General features: G+C 60.9%; 15 protein-coding genes. 6 read left to right on the top strand and 9 right to left on the bottom strand.

What is annotated here, in order from left to right:
• Positions 1-33: 33 nt before the first annotated feature.
• The 6 genes from VJ651_RS04795 (at position 34) to VJ651_RS04770 (ending at position 7,592) form a co-directional block, all read left to right on the top strand.
• Positions 34-828, top strand: coding sequence for a thymidylate synthase (locus VJ651_RS04795; protein WP_324106334.1), 795 nt, complete (start codon positions 34-36; stop codon positions 826-828).
• Positions 828-1,310 (top strand): dihydrofolate reductase, encoded by a 483-nt coding sequence (locus tag VJ651_RS04790; protein ID WP_324106333.1) that lies wholly within the window; start codon positions 828-830, stop codon positions 1,308-1,310. The genes VJ651_RS04795 and VJ651_RS04790 overlap by 1 nt, the downstream gene beginning before the upstream one ends.
• Positions 1,311-1,318: 8 nt before the next feature.
• Positions 1,319-1,888 (top strand): DUF4337 domain-containing protein, encoded by a 570-nt coding sequence (locus VJ651_RS04785; protein ID WP_324106332.1) that lies wholly within the window; start codon positions 1,319-1,321, stop codon positions 1,886-1,888.
• A gap of 579 nt (positions 1,889-2,467) precedes the next feature.
• Positions 2,468-3,649: an SRPBCC family protein gene (locus tag VJ651_RS04780; protein ID WP_324106331.1), complete on the top strand. Its 1,182-nt coding sequence runs from the start codon at positions 2,468-2,470 to the stop codon at positions 3,647-3,649.
• 84 nt (positions 3,650-3,733) lie between these two features.
• Positions 3,734-5,083 (top strand): erythromycin esterase family protein, encoded by a 1,350-nt coding sequence (locus tag VJ651_RS04775; protein ID WP_324106330.1) that lies wholly within the window; start codon positions 3,734-3,736, stop codon positions 5,081-5,083.
• Positions 5,084-5,342: 259 nt separating this feature from the next.
• On the top strand, positions 5,343-7,592 hold the full coding sequence (locus tag VJ651_RS04770; protein WP_324106329.1) for an arginine/lysine/ornithine decarboxylase: 2,250 nt from the start codon (positions 5,343-5,345) through the stop codon (positions 7,590-7,592).
• Between the two features lie 475 nt (positions 7,593-8,067).
• Here the strand turns inward: VJ651_RS04770 and VJ651_RS04765 are convergent, their stop codons facing one another.
• The 9 genes from VJ651_RS04765 to VJ651_RS04725 all read right to left on the bottom strand — a co-directional run bounded on the left by VJ651_RS04765 (position 8,068) and on the right by VJ651_RS04725 (position 21,420).
• Complete coding sequence (locus VJ651_RS04765; RefSeq protein WP_324106328.1) at positions 8,068-11,259, bottom strand: EAL domain-containing protein; 3,192 nt, start codon at positions 11,257-11,259, stop codon at positions 8,068-8,070.
• Positions 11,260-11,268: 9 nt separating this feature from the next.
• A complete protein-coding gene (gene cheB / locus VJ651_RS04760) occupies positions 11,269-12,339 on the bottom strand; it encodes a chemotaxis-specific protein-glutamate methyltransferase CheB (protein ID WP_324106327.1) in 1,071 nt (356 codons plus the stop codon).
• Between the two features lie 11 nt (positions 12,340-12,350).
• Positions 12,351-14,552: a hybrid sensor histidine kinase/response regulator gene (locus VJ651_RS04755; RefSeq protein ID WP_324106326.1), complete on the bottom strand. Its 2,202-nt coding sequence runs from the start codon at positions 14,550-14,552 to the stop codon at positions 12,351-12,353.
• Positions 14,553-14,600: 48 nt separating this feature from the next.
• Positions 14,601-16,235, bottom strand: a complete 1,635-nt coding sequence (locus VJ651_RS04750; RefSeq protein ID WP_324106325.1) for a methyl-accepting chemotaxis protein — start codon at positions 16,233-16,235, stop codon at positions 14,601-14,603.
• A 37-nt stretch (positions 16,236-16,272) separates the two neighbouring features.
• Positions 16,273-16,914, bottom strand: a complete 642-nt coding sequence (locus tag VJ651_RS04745) for a chemotaxis protein CheW (protein WP_324106324.1) — start codon at positions 16,912-16,914, stop codon at positions 16,273-16,275.
• The gene (locus VJ651_RS04740) at positions 16,911-18,299 is read right to left on the bottom strand and encodes a CheR family methyltransferase (RefSeq protein ID WP_324106323.1); all 1,389 of its coding nucleotides are present in this window, start codon (positions 18,297-18,299) and stop codon (positions 16,911-16,913) included. The genes VJ651_RS04745 and VJ651_RS04740 overlap by 4 nt, the downstream gene beginning before the upstream one ends.
• Positions 18,286-18,747 carry a chemotaxis protein CheW gene (locus VJ651_RS04735; protein WP_324106322.1) on the bottom strand — a complete coding sequence of 154 codons (462 nt, stop codon included), beginning with the start codon at positions 18,745-18,747 and terminating at the stop codon, positions 18,286-18,288. The genes VJ651_RS04740 and VJ651_RS04735 overlap by 14 nt, the downstream gene beginning before the upstream one ends.
• Positions 18,748-19,135: 388 nt before the next feature.
• A complete protein-coding gene (locus VJ651_RS04730) occupies positions 19,136-19,768 on the bottom strand; it encodes a response regulator transcription factor (RefSeq protein WP_324106321.1) in 633 nt (210 codons plus the stop codon).
• Positions 19,765-21,420 (bottom strand): PAS domain S-box protein, encoded by a 1,656-nt coding sequence (locus VJ651_RS04725; protein WP_324106320.1) that lies wholly within the window; start codon positions 21,418-21,420, stop codon positions 19,765-19,767. The genes VJ651_RS04730 and VJ651_RS04725 overlap by 4 nt, the downstream gene beginning before the upstream one ends.
• Positions 21,421-21,438 lie beyond the last annotated feature (18 nt).

The following is a 21,438-nucleotide window of genomic DNA, read 5'->3' as shown; positions in this document are numbered from 1 at the left end:
CCGTTAAAATAGCGCAACTCACGAAAAACACACATGCGCCAATACCTCGACTTCATGCGCCATGTTCAAGAACATGGCACCGAAAAAACCGACCGCACCGGCACCGGCACCCGCTCGGTGTTCGGCTATCAGATGCGTTTCGATCTGCAGCAGGGCTTTCCGCTGCTGACCACCAAGAAGCTGCATCTGAAGTCCATCATCCACGAGCTGATCTGGTTCCTGGCCGGCTCGACCAACACCAAATACCTGAAAGACAACGGCGTCTCGATCTGGGACGAATGGGCCGATGCGGATGGCAACCTCGGCCCCATCTACGGCTATCAATGGCGCTCCTGGCCCACGCCGGACGGTAAGCACATCGACCAGATCGCGCAGGTGATGGATCAGATCAGGAACAATCCCGATTCGCGCCGCATGATCGTCTCGGCATGGAACGTGGCCGACATTCCGCAGATGAAGCTGCCGCCCTGCCATGCGTTCTTCCAGTTCTACGTGGCCGATGGCAAATTGTCTTGCCAGTTGTACCAGCGCAGTGCCGACATTTTCCTCGGCGTGCCCTTCAATATCGCGTCCTATGCGCTGCTCACCCACATGGTGGCGGAGCAGACCGGCCTGCAGCCCGGCGAATTCATCTGGACCGGCGGCGATTGCCATTTGTACTCGAACCACATGGAGCAGGTGAAGGAACAGTTGTCGCGCACGCCTTATGCGCTGCCGAAGCTGCTCATCAAGCGCAAGCCGGATTCGATCTTCGAGTACAAGTACGAGGATTTCGAGATCACGGATTACCAGGCGCATCCGCATATCAAGGCGCCGGTGGCGGTGTAATGGCGCACTTGACCATCGTCGTCGCCACCGACGCACAACGTGGCATTGGCATTAACAATTCCCTGCCCTGGCGCCTGCCGGAAGACATGGCGCATTTCAAGCGCACGACCATGGGGCATCCCGTCATCATGGGCCGCAAGACCTTCGCGTCGATCGGCCGCCCCCTGCCCAACCGGCGCAATATCGTCATCACCCGCAACGCCGCATGGCGGCATGAGGGCGTCGAGGCGGTGACGTCGCTCGATGCGGCGATCGAACTGGTGGGCGACGCGGAAGCCTGCATCATCGGCGGCGCGCAGATCTACCAAGAAGCCTTGCCGCACACCGACCGCCTGGTGGTTACCGAAATTGCCAGGATCTTCGATTGTGATGCATTTTTCCCGGCGATCGATCCAAAGCAGTGGAAAGAAGTCGCGCGCGAGAAGTATCATTCCGATCCAAACGGATTCGACTACGCATTCGTTACTTACCAGAGAATCTAGGAGAGGCAATGTCAGGACACGGCTTTCATGTACATGGTCCGCATGACCATGAAGTGGAACATGCCGCACACGGCGGCGATAGTTTTTCCAGCAAGATCGCGGTGACCACGGCGATACTCGCGACGGTTGGCGCGATTTTCGGTTATCAGGCCGGCGCGACGCAGAACAACGCGGCGCTCTTCAAGAACAACGCGGCGATCAAGAAGACCGAAGCGTCCAACCAGTGGAATTATTATCAGGCCAAGTCCAACAAGCAGAATCTGGCGGAACTGGCGATGAGCCTGCCCGGCGTCGATACCGAAAAATACAAGTCGGAAGTCGAACGCTACAAGAAGGAAAAGACCGACATCAAGACCGATGCCGAGAAGCTGGAAGCGGTGTCGCACGACTGGGACAAGCAATCGGACGAGCAGATGCATCAGCATCATCGCTGGGCACAGGCGATGACCGCGGAGCAGATCGCGATTTCACTGGCTGCAATTACGCTCCTGACCCGCAAGAAGTGGCTGGAATTCGCCTCCTATGGCGTGGCAGGCGTGGGCATCGCGCTTGGCGTGATGGCATGGCTGCACTTCTGATTCGGAGCACCATGCCCTGAACCAACGCAATACCTGGCCGTCGACTTGCGCAAAGCCGGCGGCCTTTCCCCTCCTCGTTCCTGCCGTTTCGCTTCACCGCCTCCCGTGGCATATGCAAACTCGCCGAAGGCGTGCAACGTTTATGCATATGTCATGTCCAACTGTTTGGATGTTTCCCGATTCTATCTCGATCGATCCTGTTGATTGGTTGCCAGTTTTCAGCGCATGACACCCGCTGGAAGACAGGCACGGAAAGGGCGGCATGGCAGGCGCAGTGAACGAAATCGGCAGTATCGCTTCTGGCTCCGGCCGATGGCAGACATGCTCTCCATGAATTTTCCGCCACCCTCGCAAGGCCAGCATGCCGCGTCGATTCCGCCTTTACTCCGCACTCCCACATGCTTAACCCCCGGCAATTCGAGGCAGGCTGAACGCAAGTGATGATCATTTCGGGAACATCAAGCCGTATGAATGGGTCTGGTATGCAGGAATCGTGAGCAATGCCTGCCAAGGTGTGATTCGTTCCGCTCCGACAGGCTTGTGCCACGCACCGTCAATACTTGAATAAAGGAGATGGATATGGATCAGCAATCAAGCAAGGGTCAATCATTGGCATTCTGGGTCGCGGGCGCCGCACTGGGTGCGGTCGCGATGTATCTGGCGGATCCTGATCGCGGCAGGCGCCGCCGTGCGTTGGCCTCCGACAAGGTGCGCAGCGTGGCGACCAAGACCAGCGGGGCGATCGATGTCGCATCGCGCGATCTCAACAATCGGATGCAGGGCTGGCGTGCGCAGGCGGGCCGCCTGTTCTCGCAACGCTCTCAAACCGGCGACGACGAAACGCTGGTGGCGCGCGTACGCAAGGAAATCGGCCGTGTCGTATCGCATCCCCGTGCAGTCAAGGTGAATGCGCAGAATGGCTGCATTACCTTGCATGGTTCTGTCCTTGCCAGTGAAAGACAGCAATTGCTCGATTGCGTGCAGTCGGTGGCCGGCGTCAACGAGGTGCAGGACTATCTGGATGTGCATGAAAGCGGCGCGGGAATTCCCAGCCTGCAAGGCGAAGGCAGGTTGCGCCGCGCCGGCTCGTCCATGATGCAGGAAACCTGGCCGCCCGCCTTGCGCGCGGTGGGTACCGTCGGTGGCAGCGCGCTCGGCCTGTACGGGCTGATTCGCCGCTCGCCGGTCGGCGCCGCGGCGGCCGCGATCGGGATCGGCTTGCTGGCGCGCAGTATCAGCAACCGCCCCTTCACCCGCATGATGAGCGCTGGCAAGCAGGCCGTCGATCTGCACAAGACCATCTATATCCAGGCCTCGCCCGATACCGTGTTCGATACCTGGGCACGCTACGAGAACTTCCCGCGCTTCATGTCCAACGTGCAGGAAGTGCGCGATCTGGGCAATGGACGCTCGCACTGGATCGTGAGCGGACCGGCCGGCACGCAAATCGAATGGGACGCGGTCATCACCGACTCGCATCGCCCGGAACGCCTTGCATGGCGCAGTGAGCCGGACGCGACGGTACAGAATACCGGCACGGTGCATTTCGAACCGGAAGGCGATGGCACGCGGGTCAGCGTGCACATGGTTTACAACCCGCCCGCCGGAACGCTTGGCCATGCGGTCGCCTCGCTGTTCAATGGCAATCCGAAACGGCAGATGGATGAGGATCTGATGCGCATGAAGTCCTTCATCGAGAGCGGCATGTCGCCACGCGATGCCGCGCAGCCTGCATCGCGCATGGGCGCCATCGTGCATTGAACGTGAGCATTGCAAAGAGCACCTGAAACCGCTTTCCGGGGAAGCGGCTTCAGGCATGTCCAACCTCTCCGATCCGGATGAGCCATGACTACCGCTACCAATTCTCCACTCAGCGTGTCGATCGCTTCGGCTGCGCATCTGTTGACCGGGTCAAGCAACGATTACGATCCCTTGATGGATCTGATTGGCGACGCGCGTTTCGTGCTGCTGGGCGAAGCGACCCATGGCACGCATGAGTTTTACCGGGAGCGCGCTGAAATCACCAAGCGCCTGATCCTCGAAAAGAACTTCGATGCCGTTGCCGTCGAGGCAGACTGGCCCGATGCCTACCGCGTCAATCGTTACGTGCGCGGAAGCGGCGACGATGTTTCCGCCGAACGCGCATTGTCGGGTTTCGAACGCTTCCCCACCTGGATGTGGCGCAATACCGATGTGCTCGGCTTCGTCGACTGGCTGCGCGCGCATAACGAGGCCTTGCCCTCGCAAGCGCCGCGTGCCGGCTTTTACGGACTCGACCTGTACAGCATGTTCACCTCGATGAACGAGGTGCTGCGCTACCTCGACAAGGTGGATCCGGAAGCCGCCGCGCGTGCCCGCGCCCGCTATGCCTGCTTCGATCATTATCATCGGGACAGCCAGCGTTACGGCTATGCGACGAGCTTCGGCATGTCGCCCTCCTGCGAAGAACAGGTGCTCGCCCAACTGCATGACCTGCGCTCGAGAGCGCTCGAATTCCGCGATGCGGACGACCAGCTTGCGGCGGACGAGTTCTTCTACGCGGAACAGAACGCGCGCCTGGTCAGGAACGCCGAAAAGTACTATCGCACCATGTTCCAGGGCCGGATCTCGTCCTGGAACATGCGCGATTTGCACATGGCGGATACCCTGCAGGCGCTGGCGACGCATTTATCCAGACCCGGCAAGGCCGCCAAAATCGTGGTGTGGGAGCACAATTCCCACATCGGCGATGCACGGGCGACCGAAATCGGCTACCAGGGCGAATGGAACGTCGGCCAATTGGCGCGCGAACGCTACCATGACAACGCGGTGCTGATCGGATTTACCACCTATCAGGGCACGGTCATGGCCGCTTCCGACTGGGACGGCCCGGCCGAGCAGAAGCAGGTCCGGCCCGCCCTGCCCGGCAGCTACGAGGAAGCCTTTCACCGTACAGCTTTGCCGCGTTTCATGCTGCCGCTGCGCATCAATCATGTCGAGACCCGCGTGCTGCCGTCCAGCGCTCTCCTGGAACGGGCGATCGGCGTCATCTATGCCCCGAACACCGAGCGGCAGAGCCACTATTTCTACGCGCATCTGGCCCATCAATTCGACGCGGTGCTGCACTTCGATGAAACCCAGGCCGTGCAGGCGCTGGATCAGGGCACGCACAAGGAGCCCGGGGAAGCGCCGGAAACCTACCCGGTCGGCGTCTAGGCGCTGAATGCGCAGCGATCGGCCGGAAAAGCCTACCGATCGGGCAAGTGCCGGCCGCAGGCGCAAACTTATCAAAATGACACCCGCCGGCCGTCGCGCCGGCGGAAAGCGGTGGGTGGGCGGCGAATCTGCAAGCTTTGCCTGCGTTTTTCCCCACATAATCTCCATATCTGCGAAAATTCGTTTTTTTCGGCGCGCAAGCGGTTGTTGCCACGACTGACCCAGGCGTCTCCCTGTCATCTGTCCCTTTGGAGACCTCATGAAATTCCGCTTCCCCATCGTCATCATCGACGAAGACTTCCGCTCCGAGAACACATCGGGTCTGGGCATCCGTGCGCTGGCACAAGCAATGGAAAGCGAAGGCATGGAAGTGGTCGGCGTGACCAGCTATGTCGACCTGTCGCAGTTCGCGCAGCAGCAATCGCGCGCCTCCGCCTTCATCCTGTCGATCGATGACGAGGAGTTCGGCGGCGGCAGCTCGGAAGAAACCGAACATGCGCTCCGGTCGCTGCGCGCCTTCGTCGAAGAGATTCGCCACAAGAACGCCGACATCCCGATTTACCTCTACGGCGAAACACGTACCTCGCGCCACATCCCCAACGATATCCTGCGCGAGCTGCATGGCTTCATTCACATGTTTGAAGACACGCCGGAATTCGTCGCGCGCCACATCATCCGCGAGGCGCGTTCCTACCTCGACGGATTGGCGCCGCCCTTCTTCCGTGCGCTGGTGCATTACGCCAAGGACGGTTCCTACTCATGGCATTGCCCCGGCCACTCGGGCGGCGTGGCATTCCTGAAGTCGCCGATCGGCCAGATGTTCCACCAGTTCTTCGGCGAGAACATGCTGCGCGCCGACGTCTGCAACGCGGTGGAAGAACTCGGCCAGCTGCTCGACCATACCGGTCCAGTCGCCGCCTCCGAGCGCAATGCGGCGCGCATTTTCAATGCCGATCACTGCTATTTCGTCACCAACGGCACCTCGACTTCCAACAAGATGGTGTGGCACTCGACGGTTGGCCCCGGCGACATCGTCGTGGTCGATCGCAACTGCCACAAGTCGATCCTGCATTCGATCATCATGACCGGTGCGATTCCGGTGTTCCTGATGCCGACGCGCAACCACCTCGGCATCATCGGTCCGATCCCGCTGGAGGAATTCAAGATCGAAAACATCATGAAGAAGATCGAGGCCAATCCCTTCGCCCGCGAAGCGAAGAACAAGAAGCCGCGCATCCTGACCATCACGCAATCGACCTACGACGGCGTGGTCTACAACGTCGAAACCATCAAGGATATGCTGGATGGCGAGATCGACACCCTGCACTTCGACGAGGCATGGCTGCCGCACGCGACCTTCCATGAGTTCTACAAGGACATGCACGCGATCGGCAAGGACCGCCCGCGCGCCAAGGAATCGCTGATCTTCTCGACGCAATCCACCCACAAGCTGCTGGCCGGCCTGTCGCAGGCATCGCAGATCCTGGTGCGCGATTCGCAGACGGTGAAGCTCGACCAGGACATGTTCAACGAAGCCTACCTGATGCACACCTCCACCTCGCCGCAATACGCGATCATCGCGTCCTGCGACGTGGCCGCCGCCATGATGGAGCCGCCGGGCGGCACCGCGCTGGTCGAGGAAAGCATCCTGGAAGCGCTCGACTTCCGCCGCGCGATGCGCAAGGTCGATCAGGAGTGGGGACAGGACTGGTGGTTCCAGGTCTGGGGACCGGACACTTTTGCCGAAGAAGGCATCGGCTCGCGCGAAGACTGGATCATCCGCGCCGAAGACAACTGGCACGGCTTCGGCAAGCTGGCGACGGGCTTCAACATGCTCGACCCGATCAAGGCCACGATCGTCACACCGGGCCTGTCGCTGGACGGCAAGTTCGGCGAGACCGGCATCCCGGCGTCGATCGTCACCAAATACCTGGCCGAGCACGGCGTCATTGTCGAAAAAGCCGGCCTGTATTCGTTCTTCATCATGTTCACCATCGGCATCACCAAGGGCCGCTGGAACACGCTGCTGACGGCGCTGCAGCAATTCAAGGACGACTACGACAAGAACCAGCCGATCTGGCGCATCCTGCCGGAGTTCGCCGCGGCCAATCCGCGCTACGAGCGCATCGGCCTGCGCGACCTGTGCCAGAACATCCACGACATGTACAAGATCTACGACGTGGCGCGCCTGACCACGGAGATGTACCTGTCCGACATGCAGCCGGCGATGAAGCCGTCGGATGCGTTCGCGAAGATGGCGCATCGCGAGATCGAGCGCGTTGCAATCGACGAACTGGAAGGCCGCGTCACCGCGATCCTGCTGACGCCCTACCCGCCCGGCATTCCGCTGCTGATTCCGGGAGAGCGCTTCAACAAGACCATCGTCGACTACCTGAAATTCGCACGCGACTTCAACGAGAAGTTCCCGGGCTTCGAGACCGACGTCCACGGCCTCGTGACGCAGGAAGTCAACGGCAAGCGCGGTTACTACGTCGACTGCGTGAGGTAAGCTTCATCGGGCGCAGTGCGGATGAATTCGCATTGCGCCCGCATTCACCTGACGTGAATTGTCACCGGATGAATCCACAAATGCCCGCATCCCCGCGTGCACTGACAAACTCTGTCACTCTCCACCGAATTTCCTCCTGGCATCGGACTTGCGTTCCCCGTTTTTACATTTGGCAACATCTCTCGCAATTGTGAAACAGTCACGCAGAGTGTTTCCGTGCATCATCATTAAACAATAACAACACGCAATGAGATGCAGAAGAACCTCAGCGAGGTAACCGACGCGCGCTCATGGCAAGCCGAGTTTCGAACATGCGATGAATTTCTCGATGCGACGAGGATTCATCGCATGAGCAATCCAATTCAAATCCGTTTCCAGGCTCCTTAGGGGTGGGCTGCGTCTCCGTGGAGGAGATGTTTGGGTTGGGGGCAGCGTGTGTGAAGTACAAATGGCCGTATCGCAAATACGCTACCCCTTATCCTCCCTCTTCCTGCGAAGGAAGAGGGATTTTTTTTGCCTTCGATTCGAACTCGGCAAGCGCATCGCCAAGGGCCGCAAGGAGTTCCGCAAGCTTCCAGGGTTTGGGCACAATCCTGAAGATTCCCTTGATCTCGCCGATCGACCGCAGATCGTCGTCATGCATCGATATCATGCGGACGACGATCGGATACATCTGGCCCGCCCGGGCCAGGAATTCGACCCCGTCCATGTCCCGGATGCGGCCATCGAAGAGAACGGCGCCGACTTCCTCGGCAGCCAGCACTTCAAAAGCTTGCGCCGCGCTGCCGGATTGGAACACAGTGAATCCCGCACGTGTCATCGCGTCCCGCATCGGCGCGGCAAGGTCTGCCCCGCCGCTGACGATCAACACTGTGCGCCGGTACGGACGGCGCTCAAGGGTAGCCAGCGCCAGCGACTTGTTTTCACTGAGCATGCTTGCGGCGCTGGCCGCATCCACCGGCCTGCTGAAGAAGTAACCCTGGATTTCATCGCAACCGTGCTGCGCGAGCAGAGCAAGTTGCCCCTCGGTTTCCACTCCTTCGGCAATTACTGTCAGGCGCAGGCTGTGCGCCATGGCGATCATCGCATGCGAGATGGACAGGTCATCCGGGTCGGAGATCAGGTCGCGGACAAATGATTGGTCGAGCTTGAGCTTATCGACCGGGAACCGCTTCAAGTAGTTCAGGTTCGAGTAGCCAGTCCCGAAATCGTCAATCGCCAGCAGCACGCCCATTTCCTTGAGCGTGCGCAGGATCTGGATGGTATTTTCCGGATCCTCCATGGACACCGTCTCGGTCAGCTCGAGTTCGATGAGGCTCGGATCCACGCCTGTCTGCTCGAGAATGCTCTTGACCGTATCGGCGATATTCATGGAAAACTGTTTGGCCGAGAGGTTGACCGCAATCGGCACCGGCGGCAAGCCCGCCTGCCGCCAGGCGCGAATCTGCTCGCATGCCGTGCGCAACACCCATGCGCCGATCGGCAGAATGAGTCCGGTATCCTCGGCGAGACCGATGAATCGCCCTGGCGGAACCAGCCCGAATTTCGGCTGTTGCCATCTCAGCAGCGCCTCGAATCCGACGATCCTTCCTGTCTTCAGGCTGACCTGCGGCTGATAGTGGAGCAGGAATTCGTCGCGCTCCAGCGCACGGCGCAGTGCATTTTCCAGCTTGAAGCGGTCATTCGCTTCGCGGTTGAGTTCCGGCCGGTAGAATTCGCACCGCTCCGTCCTGCTGGTCAACGCGCGGCGCATGGCTGCCTCCGCCCCCTGCGACAGCGTGTCGTACTCCTCGCCATCATTCGGGAAAATGGTGATTCCGATATGGGCGTCGATGTGCACATCCTGCTGTTCAAATTGAAACGGCGCACTCATCGCGGCGAGGATCTGGCGCGCCACGACGGACAGATCCTGCGGCTCGGAGCGTACGGCGATCGCTGCGAAACTGGTGTCGCCGTAGCGCGCAATACTGTCGTCCGCCGACGCCCATTCCTTGAGACGGCGCGTGATCTGCAGCAGCAGGTCCTGCTCGGCACGGATTCCCAGGCTTTCGCGGATGAGCGTGAGCCGATCGAAGTGGATGACCAGAAACCCCATGACCTTCCTGGTCGCCGACACGCGCTCCTGCCAGAACCTGACACGATCCCTGAGCAGAATGCGATTGGGCAGCCCCGTGAAGGTGTCGAAGTTGCTGAGATAGCGCACTCTTTCCTCGGCCAGGCGAAGCTCGGTGACATCGATGCCATTGCCAAGAAAATACTCGACGCTGCCTTCCGAATTTTTGAGGAAGGTGGTTGACCAGATGATATTGCGACGGCTGCCGTCGCGCGCAATCCAGTCACCCTGGATTTGCGCCGGCAATTTCGTGATGTCGAGGCTGCCGAAGAAGGACTTGACCACCTTCGCGCGCTCCGGATCGAGAAAGAGCTCCCAGTAAGTGCGCCCCTGCACCTCTTCCGCCTTCCATCCTAGCGTCTGTTCGCAGGCGGGATTGAACATCACGATGCGGCCGGCAAGGTCGACCAGGAAGACCAGCGCGCCGGTCGTGTTGACCACGGCGGACAGCAGATTGCGCTCCGCCTGCAATGCTTCGGTGCGTTCCTTGACCAGCGCTTCCATGTGCGCATACAGATTCGCCCGTTCCAGCGCGATGGCGATCTGGTTGCCGACGGTGTCGAGCACGCGCAGGTCTTCTTCGCTCACCGCGTTCGTGTCGACGATGAGAAGATTCATCACGCCCAGAGTGCGGTCGCCGACGGCCAGCGGCACGCTGACGTGCCCGCCTCCGTTCGGATAAGCGACAGGATCCTGGCGCAACATCGCGCAATCCTCGATGACCTGCGGCACGCGAAAATCTCCTGCCAGCAGTCTGCTGCGACAGGCACAGTCCATCTTCTCCTCGGCCACTTGAGCGGCAGTGCCGAAATCCTGCGCAGCGACACAACGGAATCCACCCTCGGCATCGAGCAGAAGAACGCAGCCGCCGATCACACCCGGCAGGTCGAGCGCGCGTTCCAGCGCCATCTCGGCAACCGCCTTTTCGGTGATGGTCGGATTCAACGCTTCCGCGATCCGGTACAAGCCGTGCAGGGACTGGTAGGAATGCGCAATCTGGCTCTGCTGCAGGCGCAGCTCTTCCGTCATCTGTATCGCTTCCTCATACGTCGAGATGAGGAGGTCGAAAATTTGCTGACGCTCGGCCGTGACAAAATGCGTTTGCCCGCCGAGATTGATCTTCATGCCCAGTTCGACCCGGTCGTTGCTGCGCAACGCGCGATTGGCGAGGATGAAGCGGATGCGGCCGAGCAGGTATTTTCCGTCGAGCGGCTTGCGGATGAAATTGTCAGCGCCGCAGTCGAGTCCTTTGATCACGTCATACAGGCTGGTCAGCGCAGTCAGGAGAATGACCGGCACATCCTTCAGTCCGATGTCCTTCTTGATCTCCTGGCACATCGCGAAGCCATCCATCTCGGGCATTGCGATATCGCTCACCACCAGTGTCGGCTTGACCGCCCGCGCCTGCGCCAGGCCTTCGCGCCCGTTTCTCGCGACGCGAACGCGGTATCCGGCAGTTTCCAGCAGATGCGCAATTTGACCCGCCTGCGTTTCACTGTCCTCGACGACCAGAATGTCGGCGGGCAATTCGTTCTGGACAACGATGTGATTCATTCTTTTCCTTCAAATACCGATATAAGGCGAATTCGAGGGCAACTCCCTGCCCAACGCATGTAATAGTTTTCCGATCTCCACCGGATCCAGGATCAGCGATGCCGCGTCCTGTTTGATGGCCTCGCCCGGCATCCCGTACACGGCTGCGGTGGCGCGGTCCTGTACGATCGTGATCGCACCCTTGTCCTTGAGCTGGCGCAGCTCCTGTGCGCCATCCTTGCCCATGCCGGTCAGCAGCACGGCGACCGTTCCGCGGCAGAGCTCCTTGTGGATCGACCGGAACAAATGCGACACCGACGGGCGCATTCCGTGCTCGGGGCGGCCGGACGACAATTCGATCTGCAGGTTCCGGCCGATGGCCATTTGAAAGCGGTCGGGCGCAAGATAGGCACGGCCGCCGACCAGGTGCTCCCCATGCGTCGCGAGCGCGACCTTGAAGCCGCTTGCAGACGATAGCCAATCCGCGAATCCGTCGACAAAGCCCGAGGCCATGTGCTGCACGATGACAACCGGCAGCGGATAATCGACGGGCAACTGGGCGAGGATGTCGCGCAGCACGGCGGGCCCGCCGGTGGATGCGCCGAGCAGCACCAGCTTGCACTGCCTCTTCCGCGGTTCGGCGATCGCCGTGCCGACGCTTTCATTCTTCACGGCGGGATCCCGCGACCAGCGACGCACCACTTTCACCTCGGCCATCGATTTCACCGTACGGATCAGCGCATTCGAGGTCTGGTTGTGCATCGCGTTGCCGATGCCGAAGGGGCGCTGCACCATGACCAGCGCGCCGGCCTCGATCGCGCGAAAGCTCATGCCGACTTCCTCCGGATCCACGCTGCCGCTGACGATGACGATGGGCGTCGGGCAGGTCTGCATGATCTTGCGCGTCGCCTCGAAGCCGTCGAGCTTCGGCATGTGCAGATCCATGGTGATGACATGCGGCTTTTTCTGCTGCGCCATCCGTACCGCTTCTTCGCCGTCCTCGGCGCATCCGACGATGTCGATCTCCGGGTCCGAGCCGAGGATGTACACCAGCACCTCGCGCACCGAAGGGGAATCGTCCGCCACCAACACGCGTATCATCGTCCTTCCTTTCAAATCAGACGCCGGATCGTCGCCAGCAGGCTGTCCTGATCGAATGCGCCCTTCACCACATAGGCGTCGGCGCCTGCTCGCAAGCCGCGTTCCTTTTCCTCGGACGATTGCAGCGAGGTCACGAGAATCACCGGCAACTCCTCGGTCTTCGGATTGGCGCGAACTTGCGCAGTGAGCTCAAGCCCATCCATTTGCGGCATTTCCACGTCGCTGACGACAGCATCGAAATTCCCCTGGCGCAGCTTCGACAAGGCATCCAATCCGTCAATCGCCGTTTCCGCCGCATAACCGGCGCCCTCGAGGATGTGCTTCAGCAGCAGGCGCGAGGTAATGGAATCCTCGACCACCAGAATCCGCTTCGCGACCCGTGTCTCGCCTTGCACCCGGCCCGCAGATGCAGCGTCATTGCCCGTCAATCCATGTGCGCCAATGTCTTCCATGCGGAGTATGGGCACCAGGCTGCCATCGCCCAATTGCGTCGCGCCGGCGATGAAACGGACGCGCCGCAACTGCTTGCCCAAACCCTTGGGCAACACTTCCTGCTCGGAGAGAATCTCGTCGACGAGCAATGCAAACAGGGTTCCTCCGGCACGTGCGATCAGCGCTATGTTTTCGCCGCCGGCTGGCCCGGCCGCAACACGCTCCAGACCCAGCAAGTGCCCGAGCCGGATCACGGGCACGACGCTCTCGCGCACCAGCAGGGTTTCCCGGTTCTCGATCGTCCGAATGTCGCCCTCTCTGAGCGCCCGCACCGACTCGATTCCGGATAACGCGAGGACAAATTGCGCGCCCCTGCTGCGCAATATCAGGCCGCGCAAAGTCGCCAGCCGCACCGGCAGCAGCAATTCGAAGGAACATCCCTCGCCGGGGCGATTGTCGATCAACAGTTCGCCACCGAGCGAGGCGACTTTTTCCGCGACGATGGCCAGACCGACGCCGCGGCCGGACAGGTGAGTCACTTCGCGGCTGGTGGAAACGCCCGCGTGCAGCGCGAGCTGGAGCTTTTGCCGGTCGCTCAGACCGGCCAGTTGCCCGGCGCTCAGCTTGCCGCGGCCGGTTGCGGCCTTGATGATCGCTTCGACGTCAATCCCGGCGCCGTCGTCGCTAAGCGTGAATGCAACCCGATTGTCGCTGCATTGCGCCACCGTGATGCGAATCGCGCCCGCCGCCGACTTGCCCGCCGCAAGGCGTTTCTCGGCGGCTTCGATGCCGTGGTCAACCGCGTTCGTCACGAGATGGATCATGACCTCGCGTATCGTGTCGAGAATGCGGCGGTCCATGCGTGTGCTCTCTCCCTGCATGTACAGCACTGCTTCCTTGGCCCGGGTTCGCGCGAGATTCCGGACCAGGCCTGGAAGCTGCTCCAGGGCGAATGTGCACGGCACCAGTGCGGTTTCCAGCGTCGCATCCAGCAGGCGCGAGCGGATCGTCGAGAAGTCGCGCTGCGTCCTGCCGATAGCGTTCGCCAGGCGCCGGCATTGCAGTTCGAAATCCTCGCGCACCTTGTCGGTCCTGGGCGCCTTGCTCTCGCCGGCCGCATCCTTTGATTGCATTGATCGTGCGGAACGCGCCCGCCTGTGCGATATGGGTTCGGCGGGAGGCAGACGCGCGGTGTATTCGGCCATGTTGTCGGCAAGAGCAAGCAGATCCGCGATATGTTGCTGCAGTCCCAGCTCTACCGAGAGCAAGGCTTCGGTCTGATACCGGATGGCGTCGAGATTCTGTCCCTCGACCTTGACGACATTGGTGCGGACAGCCTGATGCGCCGGTTCGTCATCCTCATCCGGCAAGCGTTGCGCAGCATCCGGTGCCGCCGGTACGCTGGTTGCGCCGGCGTCGAGTTGCGCGCTCAGACTGTTCAGCCGCTGCGCGAGCGCTCCGGCAAGATTGCGCGCCCTGCCCGGCGGTTCGTTGGTCAGGGTCCGGGCCAGACCGCAGGCTTGATGGACAAGGTCGAACTGTTCGGCGGCAAGCCCGTCGCCCGTGGTGCGCATCGCCGAGAAAACGTTTTCCATCGCGTGGCAGAGCGTCTCGAGATCGGTCAGATCGACCGCACGCGCCGCGCCCTTGAGGGTATGCAGCGTTTTCAGGATGCGCTCCACCTGCTCCTGCGACGGCGATTCGCCCTTCTGCTCCAGAAGCACGACTTGCGAGACGATGTTCTGCAGATGCTCTTCCGCCTCGACACGGAAAGTCTGCATCAATTTTTGCAGAAACGCGTTCTTCGGATCCGGCATGATCTGATCGCACTAGAACTTGAAGCGCTCGCTCACCTGTTTGAGTTTCTGGCCCAGCTCATGCAGGTGCTGGGCAGAGGCATCCGATTGCCTGGCACCGGCTGCGTTCTCGGCGCTGGCCTGCTTGATGTTTTCCATTGCCATGGCAACCTGGTCCATTCCGGCGAGCTGTTGTTGGCTGGACGCCGCGATCTGGGCCGCCGCCTGGGCCGCATCGGAAATGCTCTGCGCGAGGCTCCTGATCGCATTGCCCGCCTCGGTGGTCTGCTCGACGCCGCCGGCAACCGTCCTTGATCCCTGCTCGGTCGTCATGACCGCCGCACTGATCGCCTTCTGGATGTCGCTCAGAATCACGCGCACCTGCCTGGTAGCCTGCTTCGACTGGTCGGCCAGGTCCTTGACCTCTTGCGCCACGACCGCAAACCCCTTGCCCTGCTCGCCGGCCTTGGCGGCTTCGATCGCCGCATTGACTGCCAGCAGGTTGGACTGTTCGGCCAGACCGCCCACGGTGGCGATGATTTCGGCGATGGCCTGGCTGCGCTCGCTCAGGCGCACGATGGTCTCCGCGATGGATTCCATCTGCTCCTGAATGTTTTCCATGCCCTCCATGCCGCCCTCGACCGCCTTGCGGCCGGCATCCGCGGTCTGCACCGCGCGTTGCGCCGCGTCCGACACGGTGCGCGCCTTCTGACTCGCCAGCAGCGCGGTCTGTTTCACCTCTTCCACGGTTGCCGTGGTTTCGCTGACTGCGGCCGCCGTTTCCGTCGCCCCCGCCGATGCCTGCATGGTGCTGGCGAGGATCTCGCTGGCGGCAGCGCTCAGCGTGACAATGCCGCCGCTGATCTCTTTCAGCGTCTGCTTCCAGTTATCCACCATGGTGTCGAGCGCGCCCAGCAACTGGCCGACTTCATCCTTGCCGCCAGATGTCGGCACGCTCACCGTCAAATCACCGCCTGCGATCCTCTGCGCGACAGCGGTGGCCTGCTTCAGCGGCATGGCAATCAGTCGGTCCAGCCAGAGCACAAGCGCCAGCCCAAGAACGATGGCAACGAGATTGGCGACGATCAGTGTGGTCTGCGCGGTATCGACGAGTATTTCGGATTCGCGCATACGCTTCTCCGCTTCGACAATCTGCTCCTCGCCCATCTGATCGGCCAGTTCGCGAAATGACTGAAAGGATTGCTGCAAGGGCCCGAGGATGATCGACGCGGCCTGATCGCGCTTCCCGGCTTTCACTGCGGGAAACACTTCGCGATTGCGGTCTTCGATGAGATGCCGGCGTAGACCGACAAGCTTGTCGAGTTTTTGCGCAAAGACGGTATCTTTCAGCTTGTGCGCGGAGAGCTTCTTGATCAAGGCCTCGAATGCCGCGCCTTCCTGTTCGAGCTTCAGCCGCTGCCTGGCTTGCTCTTCCGCATCCCCGATCACGAGCGACAACAGCGCGACGCGCTCGCGGTTCAGCGTGGTGCGCAAGGCCATCAGTTCCAGCGAAATCGACAAATCTTCCTGGAACAACTCGCGTTGCGACTCCTTCAGATGCGCCGTGTCGCGATACGCGATCGTGCTGACTGTCGCCAGCAGAGCAATCAACAGCCCAAAGCCGAGCAACAGCTTGGCACGCGTGCTGAGATCCAGAATCGTTTTCATCGCCCCTCCAATTTCCACTGTCTTATCTGTCTTGTCGTCAGCGCATGTCGACCACCAGGCGCGCATCGGACAGAAGCTGTTCCGCATCCAGCACCGCGACACGATCGGCGGTCACACCCTTGAGATAATTCGTTTGCTTGCTGCCCATGGTCGGCAAGGCGTGCTGAAGCGCCTCCTCCGAAACCTGCTCCATTCCCGCGATCTCCTCGGCGAGCACACAGAATTCCATTGCGTCGTTCTTCAGGACGATGATTGCGGTCGGATCCGTCAGACTGGAAAGCGGGAGCTCGAGCAAAGAACGCAGATCGATCACCGACAGCACATCCCCCTCGATGGCCACGATGCCGACCACGTGATCCGGTGTACCGGGAACCGCTGCGACAGGCGGCACCGGATAGGCTTGCGCGACAAACGCGGCGTCGAAGGCGTACTTCTCGCCAGCCACCTGAAAGACCAGGATATCGATGCGATCGCCGGCAAGCGTGTCTGCCTTCGACGGCAACACGGGTTTGGCCAATGCGACGGCGCGTTCGCGCAGAATTCTTTCCTGCTCCATGGTATCAAGGAGATTGTTTGCTCCAATGTTGTCTATCGCATTGCGCATTTCCTCCAGGCGACGATGAATGCCGGCCCAGTCAATCGTGCCTGCGCGACGGCGTGCCGGGACTTTGTGCGTCATGCGCTCCCCTTCCCGATGTACGCGCCCACCGAATCCAGCAAGCTGGCGACAGTGAGGCCGTCGGATCCCGGCACCACCTCGTCGCTGCGCAGACCGCTGAGCATTTCCCTGGCCGTTTCAAAATGCCGGACCGCGTCCCTCGGCCTGCTGCGTGCCGTTTGCAGGACACCCAGTAGGTAATGCGCGAGGATGAAATCGGGCTGGAGGTAAATCACGCGCTTCAGGCTCTGCAAGGCGTCGCGCTGCGCTCCCGCCTCCATCGCAATCAAGGCCTTGGCGTGGTGGAGCTCCACGCTGAGCGGATTGTTGTTGATCGATCGGTCGAGGCAATGCATGGCGGCATCGACCTTGCCTTCGGACGCAAGCGTGCGCGCCCGGGCAGCGGCGCCGGCTGCAGCTTCTCGTGGATGATTCTTGCGCGCGGGCGGTCGGATGCTCGCGGATGCCGGCTCCGCATGCACGGGCGCAGCGCAATCCAACTGAGGGGCGGCGAACGACGCGGTCGGCAATGCCCATTTTTCCGGCGCGCTTTGGCTGGAAGCGCCGGTTTTCTGAAAGTAGATCGCATCCGGAAAATAGACGGGGGAAAATCCGCTGAACATGTCGGCAGACGCCTCGCTCGGACTGACAATCAGCCAGCCGCCATCGACCAGGCATTTCCGGAAGCGCTCGATGACTCGTCGCGCCTGCAATTTCGAGAAATACATCAGAACGTTGCGGCAAAAGATGATGTCCATTTCCTGCGTCTGCGTCGCCGCTGACGGATACCCCGGATCGGTCAGGTTCAGCTCCGCGAAGCGCACCATGTTCGTGATCGAAGCGTCGAGCCGGAGCCGGTTCTCGTCTTCCTCCCGGAACCAGCGCGGCTGCGGCAGCTTGCCGGGCGCACGAAACGACCACTGACGATATATGCCGTCGCGAGCAATTTGCAGGTTGATGCCGTTGAGGTCGGTACCCAGGATGAAAATCCGGCGCGGGTCCAATTGAGGCAAGCCCTGTTTGAGCGCCATGGCGATGGAGTATGGCTCCTCGCCAGTGCAGCAGCCGGCGCTCCAGATGCGCAGGCGCGCATCGTCCTCGGCCATTTTCTCCCTTGTGTAATCGCAGACCAGATCGAACGCGCGCGGTTCCCTGAAAAAATAAGTCTCGCCGACCGTCAGATGACGTGCGCACATTTTCGATTTCGCGCCATCCCATGGGTCGGCAAGAAGCCAGTCAATGCAATCCTTCGCGCATTCGAAACCTGCGGAAGCCGCCATCTCACGCATGGCGTTGGTCAGGTCGCGCCGTTTCGGCGCTGGAAAAGACAGGCCGATCTCAGCTTCGATCCTTGCCTCAAGCTGGTTGAGAAGCAGCGGCGTGACCGCGCTTTCAATGATCTTCATGCCGCACCTTCTCCAACGCTTCGCCAAGAAGGCTTTTCTCTTCATCGAACAGGAATTGGTCCGGATCGATGATGACGCACAAGCCGTCGTCAAGCCGGGCTACCGCCTCGACGAAATCCCCTGCCGCGAACCGTTCGGGCAGTACGGTCGCTCCGCCCAGGTCGCGTTCGGTGACGCCATTCACCTTGTCGACCACGAAACCGACCGGAAAGTCGCTGAGGTCCGACACGAGCAGGAATTGCGACGAATCAATGCCGGAAAAAGGAACGCCGATGCGCCGGTTGAAATTGATGACCGCGAGGATTTCGCCTCCCAGGTTAAGTGCGCCGAGGACGATATCGGGTGCTCCGGGAAGCGGCGTCGGCATCGCGCCGGGAACGACGCGTCGCACACAATCAAGGGGCATTGCGAAACGATGGCCTCGACATTCGAATTCAATCAATTTCATCGCAAGCTCCCATGCATCAAATCGGGCGATGAATACAACCGGGCCTCCGCAAAATCATCACATCCATCTTCCGGAAATACCCGGCCACCTTGCCCGTCGATATGCATGCATATGCATTGCAGTCGGACGATGCTCCCTATGCAGCAAATTCGGTCGAACCCGCGCGAAAAAAATTTCCCCCGGTATTTAAAAAACGATGCGTATCCGACGCGCCGCACTGAATTGATCATAGTGGATAGTTCTACACGACAACATCAGGCATTGGCTGACTGTAATTGTCGCAATGTATGCGCCATCCTGTCGCAAATTTAACGACACGAAGACGAAAAAGAGGAACGAGACGGAGGCCGCGACCATCCGTCCTTGCCGCGATTGCGCGGAAGGGAATCTACTCGACGAGGCCGTGTTTTACGGCATAACGGATCAGTGACGCGTTCGAGGACAATCCCATCTTCTTGAAGATTCGAAGACGATAGGTATTGACTGAACTGATGCTGATCGACAGTTCGGCGGCGATCTGCTTGATCTGCTTGCCCGAAGCAATCAATGAAGCGATCTGCAGTTCGCGAACGGTCAGACTTTCATGCAGGGCCGCGTCGTGCGACTCGCGCACTTCCAGCGCCAGCAGTTCCGCGAGGCGCGGACTGACATAGCTGCCGCCGGACATGACCTTGCGGATCGCCTTGATCAATTCCTCGGCCGCCATGGCCTTGGTGATGTAGCCCGCGGCGCCGGCCTTTAGCGCCCTGATCGCGAAGCGCTCCTCGGGATGCATGCTCAGGATAAGCACCGGCATGTCCGGAAACCGGAGACGCACTTCCGCCAGCCCTTCCAGACCGTCGTATCCCGGAAGTCCGATGTCCAGAATTGCTATGTCCGGAGCATGCTGAGTGGCGAGCGTGAGGAAGCCGTCGACATCGCCGGCTTCGCCCACGACCCGCATGTCCCTGGAAGATCGGATGATCTTCTTGATGCCTTCTCGAATGAGTTCGTGATCATCAGCGATGATGATTCGTATCATGTGCGATTTCCCCTCTGCGTATCGTTCGCGGCGCTCATGGGAATGCGGGCCGAGACCAAGGTGCCGCCGCAGCGCAGCGGCCCCACCAGCAGACGCCCCTCGACCAGTTCGGCGCGCTCGCGCATGCCAATGATGCCGATTGAATGCGCGCTGCGTACGCGTTCACGGGAAATGCCGGCACCATCATCACGTACGCGAAGCAGCACGTTGCGCCCGCGTTGCATGACACTGATCCAGACCTGGCCTGCATTGGCGTGCCGCAGCACATTGGTCATCGCCTCCTGAAAAATCCGGAACAGTGTAGTCGCCCTTGCGCCTTGCGGCTCCGGTACATCTGCTGGCAGCGTGACATGGCAGGTGACCCTCGTGCGCCGCTCGAAATCGCGGACATGCCATTCAACGGCTGCATACAAGCCCTGCTCCTCGACCTCCACCGCACGCAGTTCGGTTGCGATCTGCCGAACCAGCAGGATCGCCTTGTCAAGCGTGCCGCGGGCGGAGCGAAGTTCGGTTGAGACCTTGCGCCGTGAGAGCACCGTGTCGCGGCGGCGAATATCGTCCTCAAGCAGCTTGATATCGATTTTTGCCGCGGAAAGGATCTGCCCCAGTTGATCATGCACTTCACGTGCAAGGGCGGCCCGCTCCGTTTCGCGTACCGATTGCAGCCTGTCATACAGGGCGCGCAATTCATTGCGTGAGACGAGCAGTTCACGCTCGGTGCGCTTGCGGTCGGTGATGTCTTGCGCGATCTTGACGAAATAGCGAGGTCGACGCTGTTCATCATCGATGACCGACACGAAATTATTGACCCAGATGACCCAGCCGTCCCTGCGCACGTAGCGCATTTCCAGCTCGAAGGATGCACGCTCGCCGCGCAATAGCTGCTCCAGCAGCGCCGCCTTGCGCGTGAAATCGTCGGGATCGGCCAGATCCTGCATCGAGCGTCCGATCAGTTCGCTTTCAGCATATCCGACCAGACGCTGATAGGCCGGATTGGCGCGCACGAATCGCCCGTCGAGATCAGTGATCGCGATGGCGCCGGGCGCCCTGTCGAAAACAGCGGAAAGCAGCTTGCTGGCCGTCTGCAGCGCTTGCGTCCGGCTTGCCACCTTGCGCCGCTCCGCGCCGACCGCTTCGGCATGCGCCACGGCCGTCGCGATATGTGCAGCCACCAGTTCGAGAAACATGCGATAGGTCGTGTCGAAAGGCTGGTCAGGATTGATGCCGACGACGAGCACTCCGCGCGGCATTGACTGCCCCGGCAACAGGAATGGCAAGGCGAGCGCCTGATCGCGCTCCGCGCAGCCATTGCAGGAAGCGGTCTCGCCGCATATCCCGCGCGCGTGGAACAACTGCGGCTCTGCGGTGCGCACAGCGCGCGCGACGGGATGCTCATCGCCGCCGCCGGTCGCATGCAAGGGGATGGAAATCGCTTGTGCGCCGGGCAAGCCGGAGCAAAATGCCGGCTCGCCAAGACGACCGCCGGCATCGGCCAGGAAAAGCACGGCAAACGGAATGTCGCGCTGATTGCGCGACAGCGCCTCGCGGATCAGGTCGAAGCAGTCGTCCAGTCGGTTCCCGAGCGAAATCCGTTTCGTCAGGTCGCTCAGGGTGCGCAGCCGGCGCTCGTTGATGGCGCTTTCGGAAGTCATGTGCGAAACCGGACAGAA

Origin of the sequence: Noviherbaspirillum sp. (genome assembly GCF_035254865.1) — a bacterium.
Taxonomy (GTDB): Bacteria; Pseudomonadota; Gammaproteobacteria; order Burkholderiales; family Burkholderiaceae_D; genus Noviherbaspirillum.
The sequence above is the reverse complement of the archived record's forward strand: the minus strand, read 5'-3'. Positions and strand labels throughout refer to the sequence as shown.